Raw genomic sequence first — 17,767 nt, 5'->3', positions numbered from 1 at the left:
AGCCCTCGGGTCCGGCCGGTGCAGACCTTCGACGACAATCCAGCGATGCCCGAATCCCTTGACCCCACGACCGCCACAGCCACGCCCGTCCTGAAGAAAAGCGACCAGAACCTGGTCTGGCTCGACTGCGAAATGAGCGGCCTCGACCCCGAAAAAGAGCGCCTGCTCGAGATTGCCGTGGTCGTCACCGGCCCCGACCTCACGCCCCGCATCGACGGCCCGGTGCTGGTCATCCACCAGAGCGACGCGGTGCTCGACGCCATGGACGCCTGGAACAAGGGCACGCACGGCCGCAGCGGCCTGATCGACAAGGTGAAGGCCTCCACGCTGGACGAAGCTGCTGCCGAGCAGCAGCTGCTGGAGTTCATCGCCAAGTACATTCCGCGCAGCGGCTCACCCATGTGCGGCAACACCATCGGGCAGGACCGGCGCTTCCTGGTCAAGTTCATGCCCAAGCTGGAGGCCTACTTCCACTACCGCAACCTCGACGTCAGCACCCTGAAGGAGCTGGCCAAGCGCTGGAAGCCCTCGGCCTACAGCTCCTTCAAGAAGCAGCAGGCGCACACGGCGCTGGCCGACGTGCACGAATCCATCGAGGAGCTCGCGCACTACCGGGAAACCTTTCTAAAACTCACGGATTAGGTAAAAACCCCGACCCGTGCCATAATCGAAGGCTGCGCTGATCCGGGCTACCGGTATTTTTGGTTTTTCTGGTCAGCGTCTCTTGCATCTCCCTATCTTGCACACCGCGCCCGATCGCATTCGCTGATCAAAAAGGGCCGCAGCCTCCGGCGTAAGCCAGAAGTTGAATGTCGTTGGATGGTTGATGTTTTTAACCACCAACGGGGCGCCGCCTTCGGCAGCGCTCGCGTTTGAGATTGATATCTACATGACCGACGCTTTTGAAGCGCAGGGCGAGTTCGCGCCTGTGCAATCCACCAACAACAACGAATTCATCGCCGCCGTGGACACCGTGTCCGAGGCGCCGATTCTGGAGGCGCTCGATGCAGCAGCCCCCGAAGCGGCCGTGGCCGAAGAACCCCGCCTGCCCAACGGCTTCATCAAGCTGGGCCTCGCGCCCGAACTGATCGCCGCCGTGGCCGACCTGGGGTTCACCCAGCCCACCACCGTGCAAGACAAGGTGATCCCGCTCGCCATGGGCGGTGAAGCCGGCCAGGACGGCAAGGCCCGTTTCGTCGACCTGATGGTCTCCAGCCAGACCGGCTCCGGCAAGACCGCGGCCTTCCTGCTGCCCGTGCTGCACACGCTGCTCAAGCGCCAGGCCGAAGCCGAAGCCGAAGCCAAGGCCGAATTCCAGCGCCTGGCCGCCGAAGCCGCTGCCCGCGGCGAAGCCGTGCCGAAGAAGCCAAAGCGCAAGGACCCGACCAACGCACGCCATTTCAAGGCCGCCACTCCTGGCGCCCTGATCCTGTGCCCGACGCGCGAACTCGCGCAGCAGGTGGCGCACGACGCCATCGAACTGGTTCGCCATTGCCGCGGCCTTCGCGTGGCCAACGTGGTGGGCGGCATGCCCTACCAGTTGCAGATCGCCAAGCTGCAGAACGCCGACCTCGTGGTGGCCACGCCTGGCCGCCTGCTCGACCTGCAGCGCTCCTCGCAGCTCAAGCTCGACCAGGTCAAATTCCTGGTGGTCGACGAAGCCGACCGCATGCTCGACCTCGGCTTCTCCGATGACCTGGCCGAAGTGAACCAGCTCACCATCGAGCGCCAGCAAACCATGATGTTCAGCGCCACCTTCGCGCCGCGCATCCAGCAGCTGGCCCAGCGCGTCATGCGCGAGCCGCAGCGCATCACCATCGACAGCCCGCAAGAAAAGCACGCCAACATCAAGCAATCGCTGTACTGGGCCGACAACAGCCAGCACAAGCGCAAGCTGCTCGACCACTGGCTGCGCGACACCAGCATCAACCAGGCGATCGTGTTCGCCAGCACGCAAGTCGAATGCGACGGCCTCGCCGGCGACCTGCAGCAAGAAGGCTTCAGCGCCGTGGCGCTGCACGGCGCCCTGAGCCAGGGCCTGCGCAACCGCCGCCTGATGGCGCTGCGCCAGGGCCAGGTGCAGATCCTGGTGGCTACCGACGTTGCCGCCCGCGGCATCGACGTGCCGACCATCACCCACGTCTTCAACTTCGGCCTGCCGATGAAGGCCGAGGACTACACCCACCGCATCGGCCGCACTGGCCGTGCCGGCCGCGACGGCCTGGCCATCACGTTTGCCGAATTCCGCGATCGCCGCAAGATCATGGACATCGAGCAGTACAGCCGCCAGCAGTTCAAGGCCGAAGTGGTTGCTGGCCTCGAGCCGCAGCAGCGCATGCCGCAATCGCGTCCCCCGATGGGCGAGTACCGTGGTGGCCGTGGCGACAACCAGTCGCGTGACCGCAAGTTCGGCAATGGCGGTGCAGGCGGCGGCGGTGGATACCGCGGCGGCAACAGCGGCGGCTACGCCGGTGCCAGCGGCTTCAACGACCGCAATGCACGTGGTCCGGCCCCGAGCCAAGGTCACCAGGGCCCGCGCGGCTTCCAGGGCGGCAACAACGCCGGCTTCGGCGGCAGCCGTGACGACGGCGGCAATGGCGGCGGTGGCGGTGGTTATGGCCGCAAGCCGGGCTGGGGCGACAGCGCTCCGCGCGGCGGCCATGGCCATGGCGGCGGCCGCGGCGACGGCGGTTTCGCGCCGCGTGAAGGTTTTGCACCCCGCGAAGGTTTTGCACCGCGCGGCAATGGCGCAGGCCATGGCGGCCCGGGCAAGGTGTTCATGCCCCGTGACGCACAAAAGCGTGCGTTCAAGCCCACGCGCTGATCCATTTCGAAGCAGCCGGCCGGCTGCCTCGCCCCAAAAGAAAGCCCGCGCTTCGCAAGAAGCGCGGGCTTTTTCATTGCGGGTTTCCGAGGGGCTCCCTAGGGCGAAATTTGATTGACACATGAATCGATGAAAAGTAATGTAATAGTGCATTCTTTCCCCGGTCCGCACCGCGGCCGCCGGTTCATCGACATCTGCTTTTCAAATTTCAAACATGAAAATCGCGATTCTTGGGGGTGGCCACGGCGCCTATGCGGCCGCCGCGGACCTGTCCGAAGCTGGCCATGAAGTGCGCCTCTGGCGCCGCGACGCGGCTGCCCTTGAGCCGGTCGTGAAAGCCGGCGCCATCACGCTGAAGGATGCCGATGGCACGCGCGAAGTGCCGCTTGCGCTGGCCACCGCCGACATCGCCGCAGCCCTGAAGGACGCCGAACTCATCGTCGTTCCTACGCCAGCTATTGCCCAGCACGACATCGCGCTCGCCATGGCACCGCACCTGGTCGACGGCCAGGTCGTCTTCCTGCCGCCGGGCACCTTCGGCAGCTACGTGATGGCAAGAACGGTGCGACAGGCCGGCAACCGCGCCGACGTGGCCTGGGCTGAAACCGGCACATTGCCTTACCTTGCACGCAAGCATGGCGAGCGCGAAGTGAATGTCACGATCCGCGCCATCCGCCTGCCGACCGGCGTGTATCCGGCCCGCAAGGAGGTCGAAGCCATCGAGGTGATTCGCAGGGCCTACCCGGCGGTGCATGCCTGCGGCGATGCGCTCTCGGGCGCACTCATGAACGCCGGCCCGGTCATCCACCCGCCGCTCATGGTGATGAACGCCGCACCGCTGCAGCATTTCGAGCGCTGGGACATCCACAACGAGGGCACCCAGCGCGCGGTGCGCGACGTGACCGACCGGCTCGACCGCGAGCGCATCGCGGTGCGCGAGGCCTTCGGGCAGGGCGCGCCGCACTATCCGCTGGCCGACCACTACGACAACGACCAGTGGATGTACGGCGATGCGCACAAGCAGCTCGTCAAGTCGGGCGACTGGCGCGAAAACATCGACCTGCACACGCATCGCTACATCACCGAAGACACCGAACTCGGGCTCGCGTTCCTGGCCTCCGCGGCGCGCCATGCGGGGGTGGATGCGCCCATCGCACATGGCCTGCTCGCCATCGTCGGCGGCTTCCTCGGCCGCGAGCTTCGTTACGGCCCGCGCACCTTCGAAAGCCTGGGCCTCGCCGAACTGAGCGCGGCGCAGCTCAAGGAGAGGCTGCACGATGGCGAATGAGCCGCTGTTGCCGCGCTTTGCCGCCGTCGGTGCCGGGCGAATGGGGCGCGGGATTGCAATCGCGTTCGCCTATGCCGGACATCGCATCTCGCTTGTCGACCTGCGCCAGCGCAGCGATGAAGCCTGGCAACGCCTGCAGGGCGAAGCCAGGTCCGAGATCGAAGCCAGCCTCGCGAGCCTGGCGCAGCTCGGTGTGATCGATGCGGCGCAGAGCCAGCGCATCGCCGAGCGGGTGAACTTCGTGAATGCCGCTTCGGCGCCGCAGGCGCTGGCCGCCGCTGAGCTGGTGTTCGAAGGCGTGCCCGAGACCATGGACGCCAAGCGCGAGGCCTTCGAGCAGCTCAACCGCCATTGCCGCGACGACGCGATCCTGACCTCGACCACCAGCAGCATCCTCGTGACGCAGCTCGCGGCGCTGGTGCGCCTGCCCGGCCGTTTTCTCAACATGCACTGGCTCAACCCGGCCTACGTGATTCCGGTGGTCGAGCTCAGCTGCCACCCGGGCACCGATGCCGCCGTGCTCGCGCGCACCAAGGCGCTGATGGAAGAGATCGGCAAGCTGCCCGTGGTCTGCGGCGCAACGCCGGGCTACATCGTGCCGCGGCTGCAGGCGCTGGTGATGAACGAGGCGGCCCGCATGATCGAGGAGGGCGCCGCAACCGCCGAGGAAATCGACAAGGCCACGCGCTACGGCCTGGGCCTGCGCTTTGCCGCACTCGGGGTGGTCGAGTTCATCGACTTCGGCGGCTGCGACATCCTGCATCACGCGAGCCGCGAGATGTCGGCCTCGATCGGCAAGGGCCGCTACACCGCGCCGGCCATCGTCGATCGCATGGTCGAGGAAGGGCGACTCGGCCTCAAGAGCGGCAGCGGCTTCTACGACTATCAGGGCCGCGATATCGCATCCTACCGGCGCGACGTGCTGTCGCGCACGCTCGGCGAGCTGCGGCACGCCGGGCTGTGGCGCGCGCCCGCCGACGAGACGCGCTCATGATCATCCGCCGCGCCTTTGCCGACCTGTCGGTGGGGCAGGTGCACTACGCGGCGTGCGGCGATGCTCATGCGCCGGCCGTGCTGCTGCTGCATCAGTCGCCGCGCAGCTGGGCCGAGTACCGTGCGGTGCTGCCGCTGCTCGGCGCGCGGTATCGGGCCATTGCCATGGACACCGCGGGCTTCGGCGATTCGTCGGACGGCGGCGTGCCGGCAAGCATCGCGCAATGGGCGCGGGTGGCGTGCGAGCTGCTCGATGCGCTGAACATCCGTCAGACCGACGTGGTGGGCCATCACACCGGCGGCGTCGTGGCGATCGAACTGGCCGCGGCCTTTCCCGATCGCGTGCGCGGCCTCGTGCTGTCGTCCACGCCGTACGCCGGCGAAGCCTTTCGCATCGCCAGGACCCAGAGGCCGCCCATAGACGAGGTCGCGCCAAGCGACGATGGAAGCCATCTGTCTGCACTCTGGCAAAAGCGCCAGGGCTTCTATCCGCCGGGCCGCCCCGATCTGCTCGAGGCCTTCGTGCTCGACGCGTTGAAGGTCGGCCATCGTGTGGAGGAGGGCCATCGCGCCGTCGCGTCCTACCGCATGGAAGAGCGCATCGGCCGCGTGACGCAGCCTGCGCTCCTCATCCGCGCCACCGGCGATCCGTTTGCCGCACCGCATGCAACGGAGCTGCAACACCATCTGCCGGGTGCGCGCATCGTCGACATCGAAGGCGGCATGGTGCCTTTGCCGGACCAGATGCCCGAAGCCTTCGTGCAGGCGGTGCTCGGCTTTCTCTCGACACTGCCATGAAAGCCGTTTGCATCCACGGCTTCGACGCGGTGCCTCTGCTGGAGGAAGTACCATGGGTGGCGCTGCATGAAGTCGCCAGGCTGCAGGCCGGCGAACAGGTTCTGGTGACAGGCGCGAGCGGTGCCGTGGGCTCGCTCGCCATGTAGCTGGCGCGCGAAGCCGGCTGCACCGTGATGGCGGTCGATCCGGATGGTGAACCTCCGCCAGCCGCTAGTGCAGACCTGCTGATCGACACGGTCGGCGGCAGCGTTCTTTCGTCGGTGCTGCCTGCCGTGCGGCCCGGTGGCCGCGCAGTGCTCATCGGCTACACGGCCGGCCCCACGCTGCAGCTCGACATCGCGTATTTTCTGCAGCGCGACGTGGCGCTGCTGCCGCTCAACATGTTCAGGCGTGAAGCCGAGGGCCGTGCGGCGGTTCCCGGTTTGCTCGCGCGGCTGGCCGACGGCCGCCTGCATCTCGACGTGCACAGCTTCGCTCTTGCCGATGCCGCCATGGCGCTCGAATGGATCGCGCAGCGCGGCCATCGCGGTCGCGCGGTGCTGATTCCTTAGTCTTCTTCCGGCTCCTCGACCGGCAAATTCACGTGCAGGTCGATCATCTGCCGCAGGGTCTGCTTCAGCTCTTCAGCGCGCCGAAGGCCAAAGGGTTCGAGCACGCGCCGCTCGTGGTCGCGCGCGAGCTCCATCAGGTGCTCCACCGCCTTCAGCCCCTTGCGCGTGATGCGCACCAGCGTGATGCGGCGATCACTTTCATGGGGCAGCCGCTCGACCTGCCCGCGTGCTTCCATGCGGTCCAGCAGGCGTGTCACGGTCGGCTGCTTGGTCACGGTCACCTGCGCGAGCTGCCCGATGCTGATCGGCTCACTGCCCGCGAGCGACGCCATCACGCGCCACTCCGACACGGAAAAACCCTGCTGCCGTGCCACCTCGTGGAACTCCGAGGAGATCAGCTGGCTGGCCTGCGCCAGCAATGCGGGCAGGTAGTCATCGACGAAGCGATGCGTTTCGGGCGGTTGGTCAGCCATGAAGGCACCTCATGTCCACGCGCCTCACGGCAGCCGCGGGCACGCTGCTTGCATGTCTAGGGTAATTCATGATTGTGGATACATTCATTTGTCAACATTATAGAAACCACGGTGCAGCAGCTTGCTCGCATCGTCCCACGAGAGAGAACAAGGACCCCCATGGCTGAGCGTTCGTTCGTCGAAGAAGTCAAGAAGCTGCGGCTTTCCGGTGGCGAGGTATTTCGCGGTGAAGGCATTCTGGCGGTCACCAAGGCCCTGCTTGAATCGGGGGTTTCCTATGTGGCCGGCTACCAGGGCGCGCCCATCTCGCACTTGATGGATGTGCTGGCCGATGCGCAGGACATTCTTGCGGAGCAGGGCATCCGCTTTGAGAACAGCGCGAGCGAAGCCACCGCGGCCGCCACGCTGGCTGCGTCGGTCAACTACCCGCTGCGCGGCGCCGTCACCTTCAAGGCCACCGTGGGTACCAACGTGGCGTCCGATGCGCTCGCCAACCTCGCATCGGGTGGCGTCACGGGTGGCGCACTCATCATCGTGGGCGAAGACTACGGCGAAGGCTCGTCGATCATGCAGGAGCGCAGCCATGCGTTCGCGATGAAGTCGCAGATCTGGCTGCTCGATCCGCGTCCCAACCTGCCGAGCATCGTCGATGCGGTGAAGACCGGTTTCGATCTCTCCGAGGCCAGCAACACGCCCGTGATGCTGCAGCTGCGCATCCGCGCCTGCCATGTGCACGGCCACTTCATCGCCGGCGACAACAAGCGCGCGAAGTTCACGCTGAAAGAGGCGCTCGAAAATCCGCAGCGCGACGTCAGCCGCATCGTGCTGCCGCCCGCGAGCTTCGTGCATGAGCAGGAAAAGGTGAAGGACCGTTGGCCCGCCGCGGTGCGCTTCATCGAGGAGCGCAAGCTCAACGAGTTTTTCTCGGAGGACGCCGACGACATCGGCATCATCGTGCAGGGCGGTAGCTACAACACGCTGCTGCGTGCGCTCGAACGCCTGGGCCTGGCCGATGTCTACGGCAACACGCAGGTACCGCTCTATGTGATGAACGTGGCCTACCCGGTCATCGAGAGCGAAGTGATCCGCTTCTGCGAAGGCAAGCGTGCGGTGATGATCGTGGAGGAGGGCCAGCCCAACTTCGTCGAGCAGAACCTCGCGATCATCTTGCGCCAGGCCGGCTCGGCCACCGCGCTGCACGGCAAGGACATGCTGCCGGTGGCGGGTGAGTACACCGCGTCCGAACTGCTGAAGGGCGCGCGCACCTTCTGCGAGCACTATGAGCGCCTGGCGCCGCTGCCTGTCAAGGTGGCCGAGCGCAAGGTTATCCCGCTCAAGGAAGTGGCCGCCATCGGCGTCGATGGCGCGCCCGAGCCGGCATTGCCGTCCTCGTCGCTCGGCGAAGTGGTGCATGCGCGTCCTCCAGGTTTTTGCATCGGTTGCCCCGAGCGCCCGATATTCAGCGCGATGAAACTGGTCGAGCGCGAGCTCGGCGCGCACCACGTGAGTGCCGACATCGGCTGCCACCTGTTCTCCATCCTGCCGCCCTTCAACATCGGCAACACCACCATGGGCTACGGCCTTGGCGGGGCCGGTGCGGCGGCGCTCAATGCGCCGGCCGGCAAGCGTGCGATCTCGATGATGGGCGACGGCGGCTTCTGGCACAACGGCCTCACCAGCGGCGTGGCCAATGCGGTTTTCAATAAAAGCGACAACCTCACCATCGTCGTCGACAACAACTACACCTCGGCCACAGGCGGGCAGGACATCCTCTCGTCGAATGCCGTCAACAAGACGCGCAGCACCGGCCACGAGATCGAGCGCGCGGTTCGCGGCGTGGGCGTCGAATGGGTGAAGACGCTGCGCCGCACCTATGACGTGGCCGGCATGCGCGATGCGCTGAAGGACGCGCTCACCACGACGAAGAAAGGTCCCAAGGTCCTCATCGCGCAGTCGGAGTGCATGCTCAACAAGCAGCGCCGCGAAAAGCCGCTGGTGCGCAAGGCCATCGCAGACGGCAAGCGCATGGTGCGTGAAAAGTTCGGCGTCGATTCCGACACCTGCACCGGCGACCACTCGTGCATCCGTCTCTCGGGCTGCCCCTCGCTTTCGATCAAGCCCAACCCCGATCCGCTGCGCACCGATCCGGTTGCGACCGTGCTCGACAGCTGCGTCGGCTGCGGGGTCTGCGGCGAGGTCTCGCATGCCGCGGTGCTGTGCCCCTCGTTCTACAAGGCGCAGATCGTCAGCAACCCGAGCCGCTGGGACCTGCTGCGCGAGCGCGTGCGCGCCGCCGTCATCGGCTGGCTGCAGCGCGGCGAGGCGCGCCGCCGCGAAGCCTATGCGTTCTGAAGCAATGACGAACAAGCCACAGCCCATCAAGATCGCAATCCTCGCCATGGGCGGGGAAGGCGGCGGCGTGCTGGCCGATTGGATCGTCGACATGGGCGAGGCCAATGGCTACGTCGCGCAGACCACCTCGGTGCCCGGCGTCGCGCAGCGCACTGGTGCCACCATCTACTACGTCGAGCTGTATCCCCTGGTGCAGGCCGAGACGGATGGTGGCTCGCCGGTGCTGGCGTTGATGCCGTTGCCGGGCGATGTCGATGTGGTGCTGGCCTCGGAACTCATGGAAGCCGGCCGTGCCGTGCAACGCGGGCTGGTCACGCGTGACCGCACCACGCTCATCGCATCGACGCACCGCGTGTTCTCCATTGCGGAGAAGAGCGCGCTCGGCGATGGCCGCGTCGACAGCGCCCAGCTGCTCGCGCACACCGCAAGAGCCGCCAAGCGTTTCATCCGCTTCGACATGGCGCAGGCGGCCGAGGCTTCGGGCAGCGTGATCAGCGCCGTGCTGTTCGGCGCGTTGGCGGGCTCGGGCGTGCTGCCGTTCAGCCGCGGGCAGTTCGAGGCCACCATCGAGCGCGGCGGCGTGGGCGTCAAGCCCAGCCTCAAGGCCTTTGGCGCGGCGTTTGCGCGCGCCCAGGGTGGCGACGATGGCGAGACGCCGCCGGAGGCGGTTGTGGCCACGCCGGTGCCGCAGCCTCGCCACCCCGCGGTGCGCGCGCTGGTCGAACGCGTGCAGCACGGTTTCCCGCTCGCCGCACAAGACTTCCTGCTCGAGGGCGTGCGCCGCCTCATCGACTACCAGGATCCGGCCTACGCGGCCCTGTACCTCGACCGCATGGCCGCCATCGCCACGCTGCCCGGCAGCGAGGATCACCGACTGCTGCGCGAAACCGCACGACACCTTGCACTGTGGATGTCCTACGAAGACACCGCCCGCGTCGCCGCGCTCAAAACCCGCGCCACCCGCTTCGAGCGCGTGCGCGGCGAGGCCCGCGTGCAGCCGGGGCAGTTGCTCGCCATCAACGAATACATGCATCCGCGACTGCAGGAAATCTGCGAAACGCTGCCGGGCGGCATCGGCCGCTGGCTCATGAACTCAACGCTGCCGAAGAGGATCGTCGAGCGCTTCACGCAGCACGGCCGTGTGATCCAGACCAGTTCGCTGCATGGCTATCTGATGCTGCGCACCGTGGCGGCATGCAAGCGCTGGCGCCGCTCGACGATGCGCTACGCGGAAGAAAACCGCCGCATCGAAGAGTGGCTTCAACGCATTGCCGCCACGGCCCAGCGCAACCCCGAGCTGGCCGTCGAGCTGGCCCAGTGCCAGCGCCTCGTCAAGGGCTACAGCGACACGCACGAGCGCGGTATCCGCAACTACGACACCGTGATGCGCGCGGTCGAGCGTGCCGGCACAGCGCTCGCGCCTGCCACCTTGCGCGAACTGCGCGACGCGGCGCTCGCCGACGAACACGGCCACAAGCTGCAAGCCGCGCTGGCGCAGCACGCACTGGCCTGAAGAGACCACGCACGATGACTGCTCCCACCGCCACCCTTCAGCTTCGCGTTGCCGAAGCGCGCGAACTCAATCCGCTGATCCGCATGCTCCGGCTGCGCGCGGAAGATGGCCGCGCATTGCCCGGCTTCGCGGCCGGTGCCCACATCCGCGTGCAGGTGACGCTGCCCGACGGCAAGACCGACTGGCGCCACTACTCGCTGATCAACTTCGCGACGGCGCGCAACGCCACCAACGCGCCGACGGAATATGTCATTGCCGTGCGCAAGGAGGCCGAAGGCCGTGGCGGCTCGCGCTTCATGCACGAGCAGTTGAAAGAGGGCGACACCCTCGCCATCGAGCCGCCGAAGAACGACTTTCCGCTGCACACCGGCCCCGGTGGCACGGTGCTGGTAGCAGGCGGCATCGGCATCACGCCACTCGCCACCATGGCGGCACGGCGCCGCGCCGAAGGGGCGCCGGTGCGCCTGCACTACGCAGGCCGCAGCCGCGACCTGATGGCCTTCCTGCCCGAGCTGCAGGCGCTCTTGGGCGACGACCTGCGCGTGCATGCCGACGCGGAAGTCGGCACGCCGCTGGCCGTCGATGCGTTGCTCGACGGCGTCCCCGCCGGCGACCGCCTCTACGTTTGCGGCCCCAAGGTCATGCTCGACGCCGTGCTCGCCCGCACCCAGGCGCGCGGCTGGGAACACGACCGCGTGCACTTCGAACTCTTTACCGAACCGGTCGTGGAAGAGGGTGACCAGCCCTTCGAGGTGGAGCTGGCGCAATCGGGCCAGCGCTTCACCGTGCCGGCCGACCAGAGCATCCTCGATTGCCTGATCGAGAACGGCTGCGACCCCATGTTCGACTGCAAGCGCGGCGAATGCGGCGTATGCGCTACCCCTGTGCTCGAAGGCGAGATCGACCACCGCGACTACGTGCTGACCGCACGAGAGAAGGCGGAAGGCACCGTCATGCAGATCTGCATCTCGCGCGCCAAGGGCGCACGTCTGGTGCTCGACATCTGAAGCAAGGAGCCACGAGAACCATGACCTCGTACCGAGACAACCCGGAAGCGGTCCGCGCGCTGGTAGAGAACGACCGCGTGCATCGCGACCTGTACATCAGCCAGGAACTGTTCGAGCTCGAGCAGGAGCACTTCTTCGCCAACACCTGGAACTACGTCGGCCACGAGAGCCAGCTGCCGAAGCCGGGCGACTGGATCAGCAACGAGATTGCCGGCCGCCCGCTGATCGTGGTGCGCCACACCGATGGCAGCGTGCGCGCGATGATGAACCGCTGCGCCCACAAGGGCTCGCGGCTCGTGAGTGGGCCCTGCGGCAAAACCGGCAAGTTCTTTCGCTGCCCCTACCACGCCTGGACATTCAAGACCGACGGCTCGCTGCTCGCCATCCCGCTGAAGACCGGTTACGAGAACACCGCGCTGCACGAGTGCGAATCGGCCAAGGGGCTCATCACGCTGAAGCACGTGCGCAGCTACCGCGGCTTCATCTTCGTGAAGGTCAACGATGCGGGGCCGGACTTCGACGAATACTTCGGCGACTCGCTGAGTTCCATCGACAACATGGCCGACCGTTCGCCCGAGGGCGAACTCGAGATCGCGGGCGGATGCCTGCGCTTCATGCACCAGTGCAACTGGAAGATGTTCGTGGAGAACCTCAACGACACCATGCACCCGATGGTGGCGCATGAATCGTCGGCCGGCACCGCCAAGCGCATGTGGGCGGACAAGCCCGAGGACGAACCCAAGCCCATGGCGGTGGAGCAGTTCGTGCCTTTCATGTCCGACTACAAGTTCTTCGAGGACATGGGCATTCGCACCTACGACCACGGCCACAGCTTCACGGGTGTGCACTTCAGCATCCACAGCAAGTACAAGGCGATTCCCGCGTACGACGACGCCATGAAGGCGCGCTACGGCGAGGAAAAGACCGCGCAGATCCTGGGCATGGCGCGGCACAACACGGTGTACTACCCGAACCTCACGATCAAGGGTGCGATCCAGGCCATTCGCGTGGTCAAGCCGATCTCCGCCGACAAGACGCTGATCGAGAGCTGGACCTTCCGCCTGAAGGGTGCGCCGCCCGAACTGCTGCAACGCACCACCATGTACAACCGCCTCATCAACTCGCCGTTCTCGGTGGTGGGGCACGACGACCTGCAGGCGTATCGTGGCATGCAGGCCGGCCTGCACGCGAGCGGGAACGACTGGGTCAGCCTGCATCGCAACTACGATCCGTCGGAGCTGAAAGGCGGCGAGATCACGACCGGCGGCACCAACGAACTGCCGATGCGCAACCAGTACCGCAGCTGGGTGCAGCGCATGACGGAGACGATGTGATGGCCGCCGTCGAAATCACCCGCCAGGACCTGATCGACTTCGTCGTGAACGAAGCGCACCTGCTCGACACGCGCCGCTATGAAGAATGGAACGCGCTTTTCACCGACGACGCGTTCTACTGGATTCCACTGGTGCCCGATCAGGAAGATGGCATCAACCACACCTCGCACCTGTACGAAGACAAGCTGCTGCGCGAGCTGCGCATCGAGCGCTTGAAGAGTCCGCGCGCGTTCTCGCAGCAGCCGCAAAGCCGTTGCCACCATCTGCTGCAAATGCCGGTGGTCGAAACGCTCGATGCCGAAGGCAACCGCTTCGTGGTGCGCACCGAGTTTCACTACACCGAATCGCAGGGCGATGAGCTTCAGTTCTATGTCGGCACCTTTTTCCATCACCTCACGGTGCAGAACGGCGCGTTGCGCATGACGCTCAAGCGCGTGAACCTACTCAACTGCGACGCGGCCTTGCCGGCCGTGCAGCTCTTCATCTAGGGACGCGATGCCACACGTCACCGTCCATCAAGTCTTTGCGGCCACCGCGGCGCGCACGCCGCAGGCCGAGTTCTTGTTCACCGAGTCGGTGACCGCTTCGGCCTACGGCATCCCGGCCGGCGCCATTAGATGGGGCGAGGCAGCGGCCGAAGTCGAGCGCCTGCGCACTGCCTATGCGAAAGCCGGCTACGGCCACGGCCATCGCGTGGGCCTGCTGCTGGAGAACAGGCCGGCCTTCCTCTTTCACTGGTTCGCGCTCAACGCGCTGGGCGTAAGCGTCGTGCCGATCAATGCCGAAATGCGATCGACAGAACTGGTCTACCTGATCGGCCATAGCGAAATCGGTCTCGCCGTGACGCTGCCCGAGCGCGCGAACGACTTGCGGGCTGCCGCTGCACAAGCCGGCGTGTCCTTCGAGACCATGGGCGCCGACGATGCAGTGCCAAGCGCGAAGACAGCCGCGCCGCGCGCCCACGAGCCCATCGGCGTCGACACCGAATGCGGCCTGCTCTACACCTCCGGCACCACCGGGCGCCCCAAGGGCTGCATCCTGAGCAACGCCTACTTCCTGCGCGCCGGCGAATGGTACGCCGCGCTCGACGGCGTGTGCAGCATCCGCCCCGATGCCGAACGGGTCATCACGCCGCTGCCGCTCAACCACATGAACGCGATGGCGTTCTCCACCATGGTGGTGCTGGTTGCGGGTGGCTGCCTGGTGCAGCTCGATCGCTTCCACCCCAAGACCTGGCTGGCCAGCGCGCGCGAAAGCGGCGCGACCATCGTTCACTACCTTGGCGTGATGCCGGCAATGCTGTTGTCCGCACCACCGTCTGCCGCCGACCGCGACCACGCGATCCGCTGGGGCTTCGGCGCCGGCGTAGACCGCAAGAACCACGCGCCTTTCGAGGAGCGTTTCGGCTTTCCGTTGGTCGAGGCCTGGGCCATGACCGAGACCGGCGCTGCCGCCTGCATCATGGCCAACCGCGAGCCGCGCCTGGTGGGCACCAGCTGCTTCGGCAGGCGGGAGGAGTTCGTGCAGATCCGCCTCGCGGGCGAAGACGGGGGTGACGTCGCCACCGACATGCCCGGCGAATTGCTGGTGCGCTCCGCGGGCGACGACCCGAAGCGCTACTTCTTCTCCGGCTACCTGAAGGACGAGCATGCCACGCGCGAGGCCTGGGCCGACGGCTGGTTTCATACCGGCGATCTCGTGCGCCGCGATGCCGAGGGAAATTTTTTCTTCGTTGACCGCAAGAAGAACGTGATCCGCCGGAGCGGTGAGAACATCTCGGCCGTGGAGGTCGAGAGTGTGCTCAACCAGCACCCGGCCGTGAAGACATCTGCCGTAGCCGCTACGCCCGACGCGGTGCGCGGCGACGAGGTGCTGGCCTGCGTCGTGATGCGCGAAGGCGCCGACGTCTCGCAGCGCGAGGAGATCGCGGCGAGCATCGTCCAGCACGCCCTTGCACAGCTCGCCTACTACAAGGCGCCGGGCTACGTGGCTTTCGTCGATGCGCTGCCGCTCACGCCTTCGCAAAAGATCCAGCGCGGGCAACTGCGCGAAATGGCGCAGGCGTTGCCGGGGCAGAGCCATTGCATCGACACCCGCGCCATGAAAAAGAGGCAGGCATGACGAGGCAACGACTTTCCTACGAAGGCGTCGCGGTGGCTGTGCCCGTCACGGTGCCGTACGTGCGCTATTCCACGCGCACTGCGCACTGGTTCATCGGCCAGGCCATCGAGGCGCTGGTCCAGGCCAGCGGCGTGGCCAAGGAGCAGATCGACGGCCTCTGCCTCAGCAGCTTCTCGCTCGCGCCCGACACGGCCGTGGGCGTCACGCAACACCTGGGCCTGTCGCCGCGCTGGCTCGACCATGTGCCGACCGGCGGCGCCTCGGGCGTGATGTGCCTGCGCCGCGCCGCACGCGCCGTGCAGGCGGGCGATGCCGACATCGTGGCCTGTGTCGGCGCCGACACCAACCATGTCGATTCCTTTCGCCAGACGCTCGGCAGCTTCAGCAACTTTGCGCGCGACGCGAGCTACCCCTACGGTTCCGGCGGGCCCAACTCGATCTTCGCCTTTATCACTGCCAACTACATGCGCACCTATGGCGCGAAGCGCGAAGACTTCGGCCGCATCTGCGTAGACCAGCGCACCAATGCGCTCGGCAATTCGAACGCGATGTTCAAGAAGCCGCTGACGCTTGAGGAGTACATGGCCGCACGGCCGATCTCCGATCCGATCCACTTGTTCGATTGCGTGATGCCCTGCGCCGGCGCCGACGCATTCCTGGTGATGAGCGAGGAGCGCGCGCGCGACCTGGGCTTGGCGCACGTCGTGATCCGCGGCGCCATCGAGCGGCACAACGCCTATGCCGAAGACCCAGTGATGGTGCAGGGCGGCTGGCGCAAGGACCGCGACGATCTCTATGCACAGGCCGGCGTGCAACCCGCCGCGCTCGACTTCGTACAGACCTACGACGACTACCCGGTCATCGTGATGATGCAGTTCGAAGACCTGGGCTTCTGCGAGAAGGGCGAGGGCTCGGCCTTCGTGCAGTCGCACACGATGACCTTTGACGGCAGCTTTCCGAACAACACGAGTGGCGGCCAACTCTCGGCCGGGCAGGCCGGTGCGGCGGGTGGCTTCCTCGGCATGGTCGAGGCGATCCGGCAGCTGACAGACCAGGCTGGCGCGCGCGCCGTGCCCAACGCCCAGCTGGGCCTTGTCGCCGGCTTTGGCATGGTGACTTACGACCGCTGCCTGTGCACCGGCGCCGTCATCCTCGGGAGACAGGAATGATGTACCCCCACGTTTGCCGCTTCACGGCTGCACTGCCCCCCGAGGTGGCCGCGCGCCTGCCTTGGGGCGGCCCGGCGGAGGCGCTATGACCATGCCGATGATGCGCCCCCCGCGCAAGAACCCGGTGCTGCGCACCCGGCAGATGAACCTGCCGCCCGGCGCACGCGGCCGCGTGGCGCTCGGCCTCACGGCCGCCGCGGCCGAGGGCCGCTTCGAGCTCCAGACCTGCGAGGACTGCGGCACCGTGCAGTACCCGCCGCGTGAGGTCTGCCACAAGTGCCTCTCCGCCGCGTTGCGCTGGCGCCAGCAGAGCGGCGAGGGCGAGCTGCTCGGCAGCACCACGCTGCACCACAGCAACGACCTGTTCTTTCGCGAGCGGCTGCCCTGGCGGCTGGGCCTGGTGCACCTGGATGCCGGCCCGACGCTCATGGTCCACCTGCATGGCGAGGTTGGCGATGCGCCCCAGCGCGTGCGAGTCGGTGCCCGGCTCGACCGCGCGGGCCAGGCCGTCCTCATTGGTTTTCCGAACGAAGGGAGTGCCCACATGGCCGACGACAAGATGCTCCGTGAAATGACCAGCGACCCCAAGTTCCGCAAGGCGCTGGTGACCGACGGCAAGACCGAGGTAGGCCAGGCCCTCGTGCGCGCACTGGTGAAGGCCGGCGCCGACATCGTCTGGGTCGGCCATGCCGAGCCCTGGAAGAAGATGGGCGACGGCCTGGACGACATCTCGGCGCTGCCGCAGGTCACGCTAGTGCCGCTCGACCTCACCAACGGCCGCCAGGTGACCGAGCTTGCGGGCTCCATCGGCGGCAAGGTCGACATCGTGATCAACAACGCCGAGGTGCACCGCACCTTCGGCATCGGCTCGCGCCGCGGCACCGACGTGGCCAAGGCCGAGATGGACATCAACTACTTCGGCCTGCTGCGCCTGGCGCAAGAGTTCGGCCCCGCGCTCAAGGGCCGCTCGGCCGACGGTGCGACCGGCGCGACGGCCTGGGTCAACCTGCTGTCGATCTACGCGCTCAGCAACTTCCCGCCGCACGGCACCTTCAGCGCCTCGAAGGCGGCGGCGCATTCGCTCGCGCAGTGCCTGCGCGCCGAGATGCGGCCGGCCGGCATCCGCGTGATCAACGTGTTCCCCGGGCCGATCGACGACGAATGGAACCAGCACACGCCGCCGCCCAAGCTGGCGCCGACGGCCTTGGCCAATGCCATCGTCAAGGCATTGCGTGATGGCGTCGAAGACGTGTACCCCGGCGACGTGGCACAGGAGTGGCTGGAGCGCTGGCGCGACAACCCCAAGGTGCTCGAACGCGAGCTGGCCGCAGGCGGCTGAGACAG

Annotated in this window: 16 protein-coding genes; 15 read left to right on the top strand and 1 reads right to left on the bottom strand. The window is 66.7% G+C overall.

All coding sequences use genetic code 11. The features are described 5' to 3' along the window. Positions 1 to 45: 45 nt before the first annotated feature. The 7 genes from orn to BLR24_RS16100 all read left to right on the top strand — a co-directional run bounded on the left by orn (position 46) and on the right by BLR24_RS16100 (position 6,454). The gene (gene orn, locus BLR24_RS16125) at positions 46 to 642 is read left to right on the top strand and encodes an oligoribonuclease (protein WP_093018976.1); all 597 of its coding nucleotides are present in this window, start codon (positions 46 to 48) and stop codon (positions 640 to 642) included. A 247-nt stretch (positions 643 to 889) separates the two neighbouring features. Then, positions 890 to 2,824, top strand: coding sequence for a DEAD/DEAH box helicase (locus tag BLR24_RS16120; RefSeq protein WP_175543288.1), 1,935 nt, complete (start codon positions 890 to 892; stop codon positions 2,822 to 2,824). A gap of 214 nt (positions 2,825 to 3,038) precedes the next feature. Next, positions 3,039 to 4,112, top strand: a complete 1,074-nt coding sequence (locus BLR24_RS16115) for an NAD/NADP octopine/nopaline dehydrogenase family protein (RefSeq protein ID WP_093018602.1) — start codon at positions 3,039 to 3,041, stop codon at positions 4,110 to 4,112. Then, entirely contained in the window at positions 4,102 to 5,106 is a 1,005-nt protein-coding gene (locus tag BLR24_RS16110; protein ID WP_093018600.1) for a 3-hydroxybutyryl-CoA dehydrogenase, read from the top strand. The genes BLR24_RS16115 and BLR24_RS16110 overlap by 11 nt, the downstream gene beginning before the upstream one ends. Next, a complete protein-coding gene (locus BLR24_RS16105; RefSeq protein WP_093018598.1) occupies positions 5,103 to 5,903 on the top strand; it encodes an alpha/beta fold hydrolase in 801 nt (266 codons plus the stop codon). The genes BLR24_RS16110 and BLR24_RS16105 overlap by 4 nt, the downstream gene beginning before the upstream one ends. Continuing rightward, positions 5,900 to 6,049, top strand: a complete 150-nt coding sequence (locus BLR24_RS31065) for a hypothetical protein (RefSeq protein WP_254787338.1) — start codon at positions 5,900 to 5,902, stop codon at positions 6,047 to 6,049. The genes BLR24_RS16105 and BLR24_RS31065 overlap by 4 nt, the downstream gene beginning before the upstream one ends. Positions 6,050 to 6,076: 27 nt before the next feature. Next, entirely contained in the window at positions 6,077 to 6,454 is a 378-nt protein-coding gene (locus tag BLR24_RS16100; protein WP_254787374.1) for a zinc-binding dehydrogenase, read from the top strand. Here the strand turns inward: BLR24_RS16100 and BLR24_RS16095 are convergent. After that, positions 6,451 to 6,927: a MarR family winged helix-turn-helix transcriptional regulator gene (locus tag BLR24_RS16095; RefSeq protein ID WP_093018596.1), complete on the bottom strand. Its 477-nt coding sequence runs from the start codon at positions 6,925 to 6,927 to the stop codon at positions 6,451 to 6,453. The genes BLR24_RS16100 and BLR24_RS16095 overlap by 4 nt on opposite strands. A 159-nt stretch (positions 6,928 to 7,086) precedes the next feature. On the opposite strand from BLR24_RS16095, the gene BLR24_RS16090 reads away from it, so the two are divergent. From BLR24_RS16090 to BLR24_RS16055, 8 genes are all read left to right on the top strand, one after another. Continuing rightward, positions 7,087 to 9,279, top strand: coding sequence for a thiamine pyrophosphate-dependent enzyme (locus BLR24_RS16090; protein WP_093018594.1), 2,193 nt, complete (start codon positions 7,087 to 7,089; stop codon positions 9,277 to 9,279). Between the two features lie 4 nt (positions 9,280 to 9,283). Then, the gene (locus BLR24_RS16085; protein WP_093018592.1) at positions 9,284 to 10,792 is read left to right on the top strand and encodes an indolepyruvate oxidoreductase subunit beta family protein; all 1,509 of its coding nucleotides are present in this window, start codon (positions 9,284 to 9,286) and stop codon (positions 10,790 to 10,792) included. 14 nt (positions 10,793 to 10,806) lie between these two features. After that, positions 10,807 to 11,799, top strand: a complete 993-nt coding sequence (locus BLR24_RS16080) for a PDR/VanB family oxidoreductase (protein WP_093018591.1) — start codon at positions 10,807 to 10,809, stop codon at positions 11,797 to 11,799. A gap of 20 nt (positions 11,800 to 11,819) precedes the next feature. Then, positions 11,820 to 13,133 (top strand): aromatic ring-hydroxylating dioxygenase subunit alpha, encoded by a 1,314-nt coding sequence (locus BLR24_RS16075; protein WP_093018589.1) that lies wholly within the window; start codon positions 11,820 to 11,822, stop codon positions 13,131 to 13,133. Beyond that, entirely contained in the window at positions 13,133 to 13,621 is a 489-nt protein-coding gene (locus BLR24_RS16070) for an aromatic-ring-hydroxylating dioxygenase subunit beta (RefSeq protein WP_055799499.1), read from the top strand. Before BLR24_RS16075 ends, BLR24_RS16070 begins: the two co-directional genes overlap by 1 nt. A gap of 7 nt (positions 13,622 to 13,628) precedes the next feature. Next, a complete protein-coding gene (locus tag BLR24_RS16065) occupies positions 13,629 to 15,254 on the top strand; it encodes an AMP-binding protein (protein ID WP_093018587.1) in 1,626 nt (541 codons plus the stop codon). After that, positions 15,251 to 16,423 (top strand): thiolase family protein, encoded by a 1,173-nt coding sequence (locus BLR24_RS16060; protein ID WP_093018585.1) that lies wholly within the window; start codon positions 15,251 to 15,253, stop codon positions 16,421 to 16,423. The genes BLR24_RS16065 and BLR24_RS16060 overlap by 4 nt, the downstream gene beginning before the upstream one ends. Before the next feature lie 85 nt (positions 16,424 to 16,508). Next, positions 16,509 to 17,762 (top strand): SDR family NAD(P)-dependent oxidoreductase, encoded by a 1,254-nt coding sequence (locus tag BLR24_RS16055; protein ID WP_093018583.1) that lies wholly within the window; start codon positions 16,509 to 16,511, stop codon positions 17,760 to 17,762. The last annotated feature ends 5 nt before the right edge of the window (positions 17,763 to 17,767 follow it).

This window comes from Variovorax sp. OV700, assembly GCF_900099805.1.
In the GTDB taxonomy this organism is placed as follows: Bacteria; Pseudomonadota; Gammaproteobacteria; order Burkholderiales; family Burkholderiaceae_C; genus Variovorax.
Note: the sequence above shows the minus strand (reverse complement) of the source record. Positions and strands in the feature narration are given on the sequence as shown.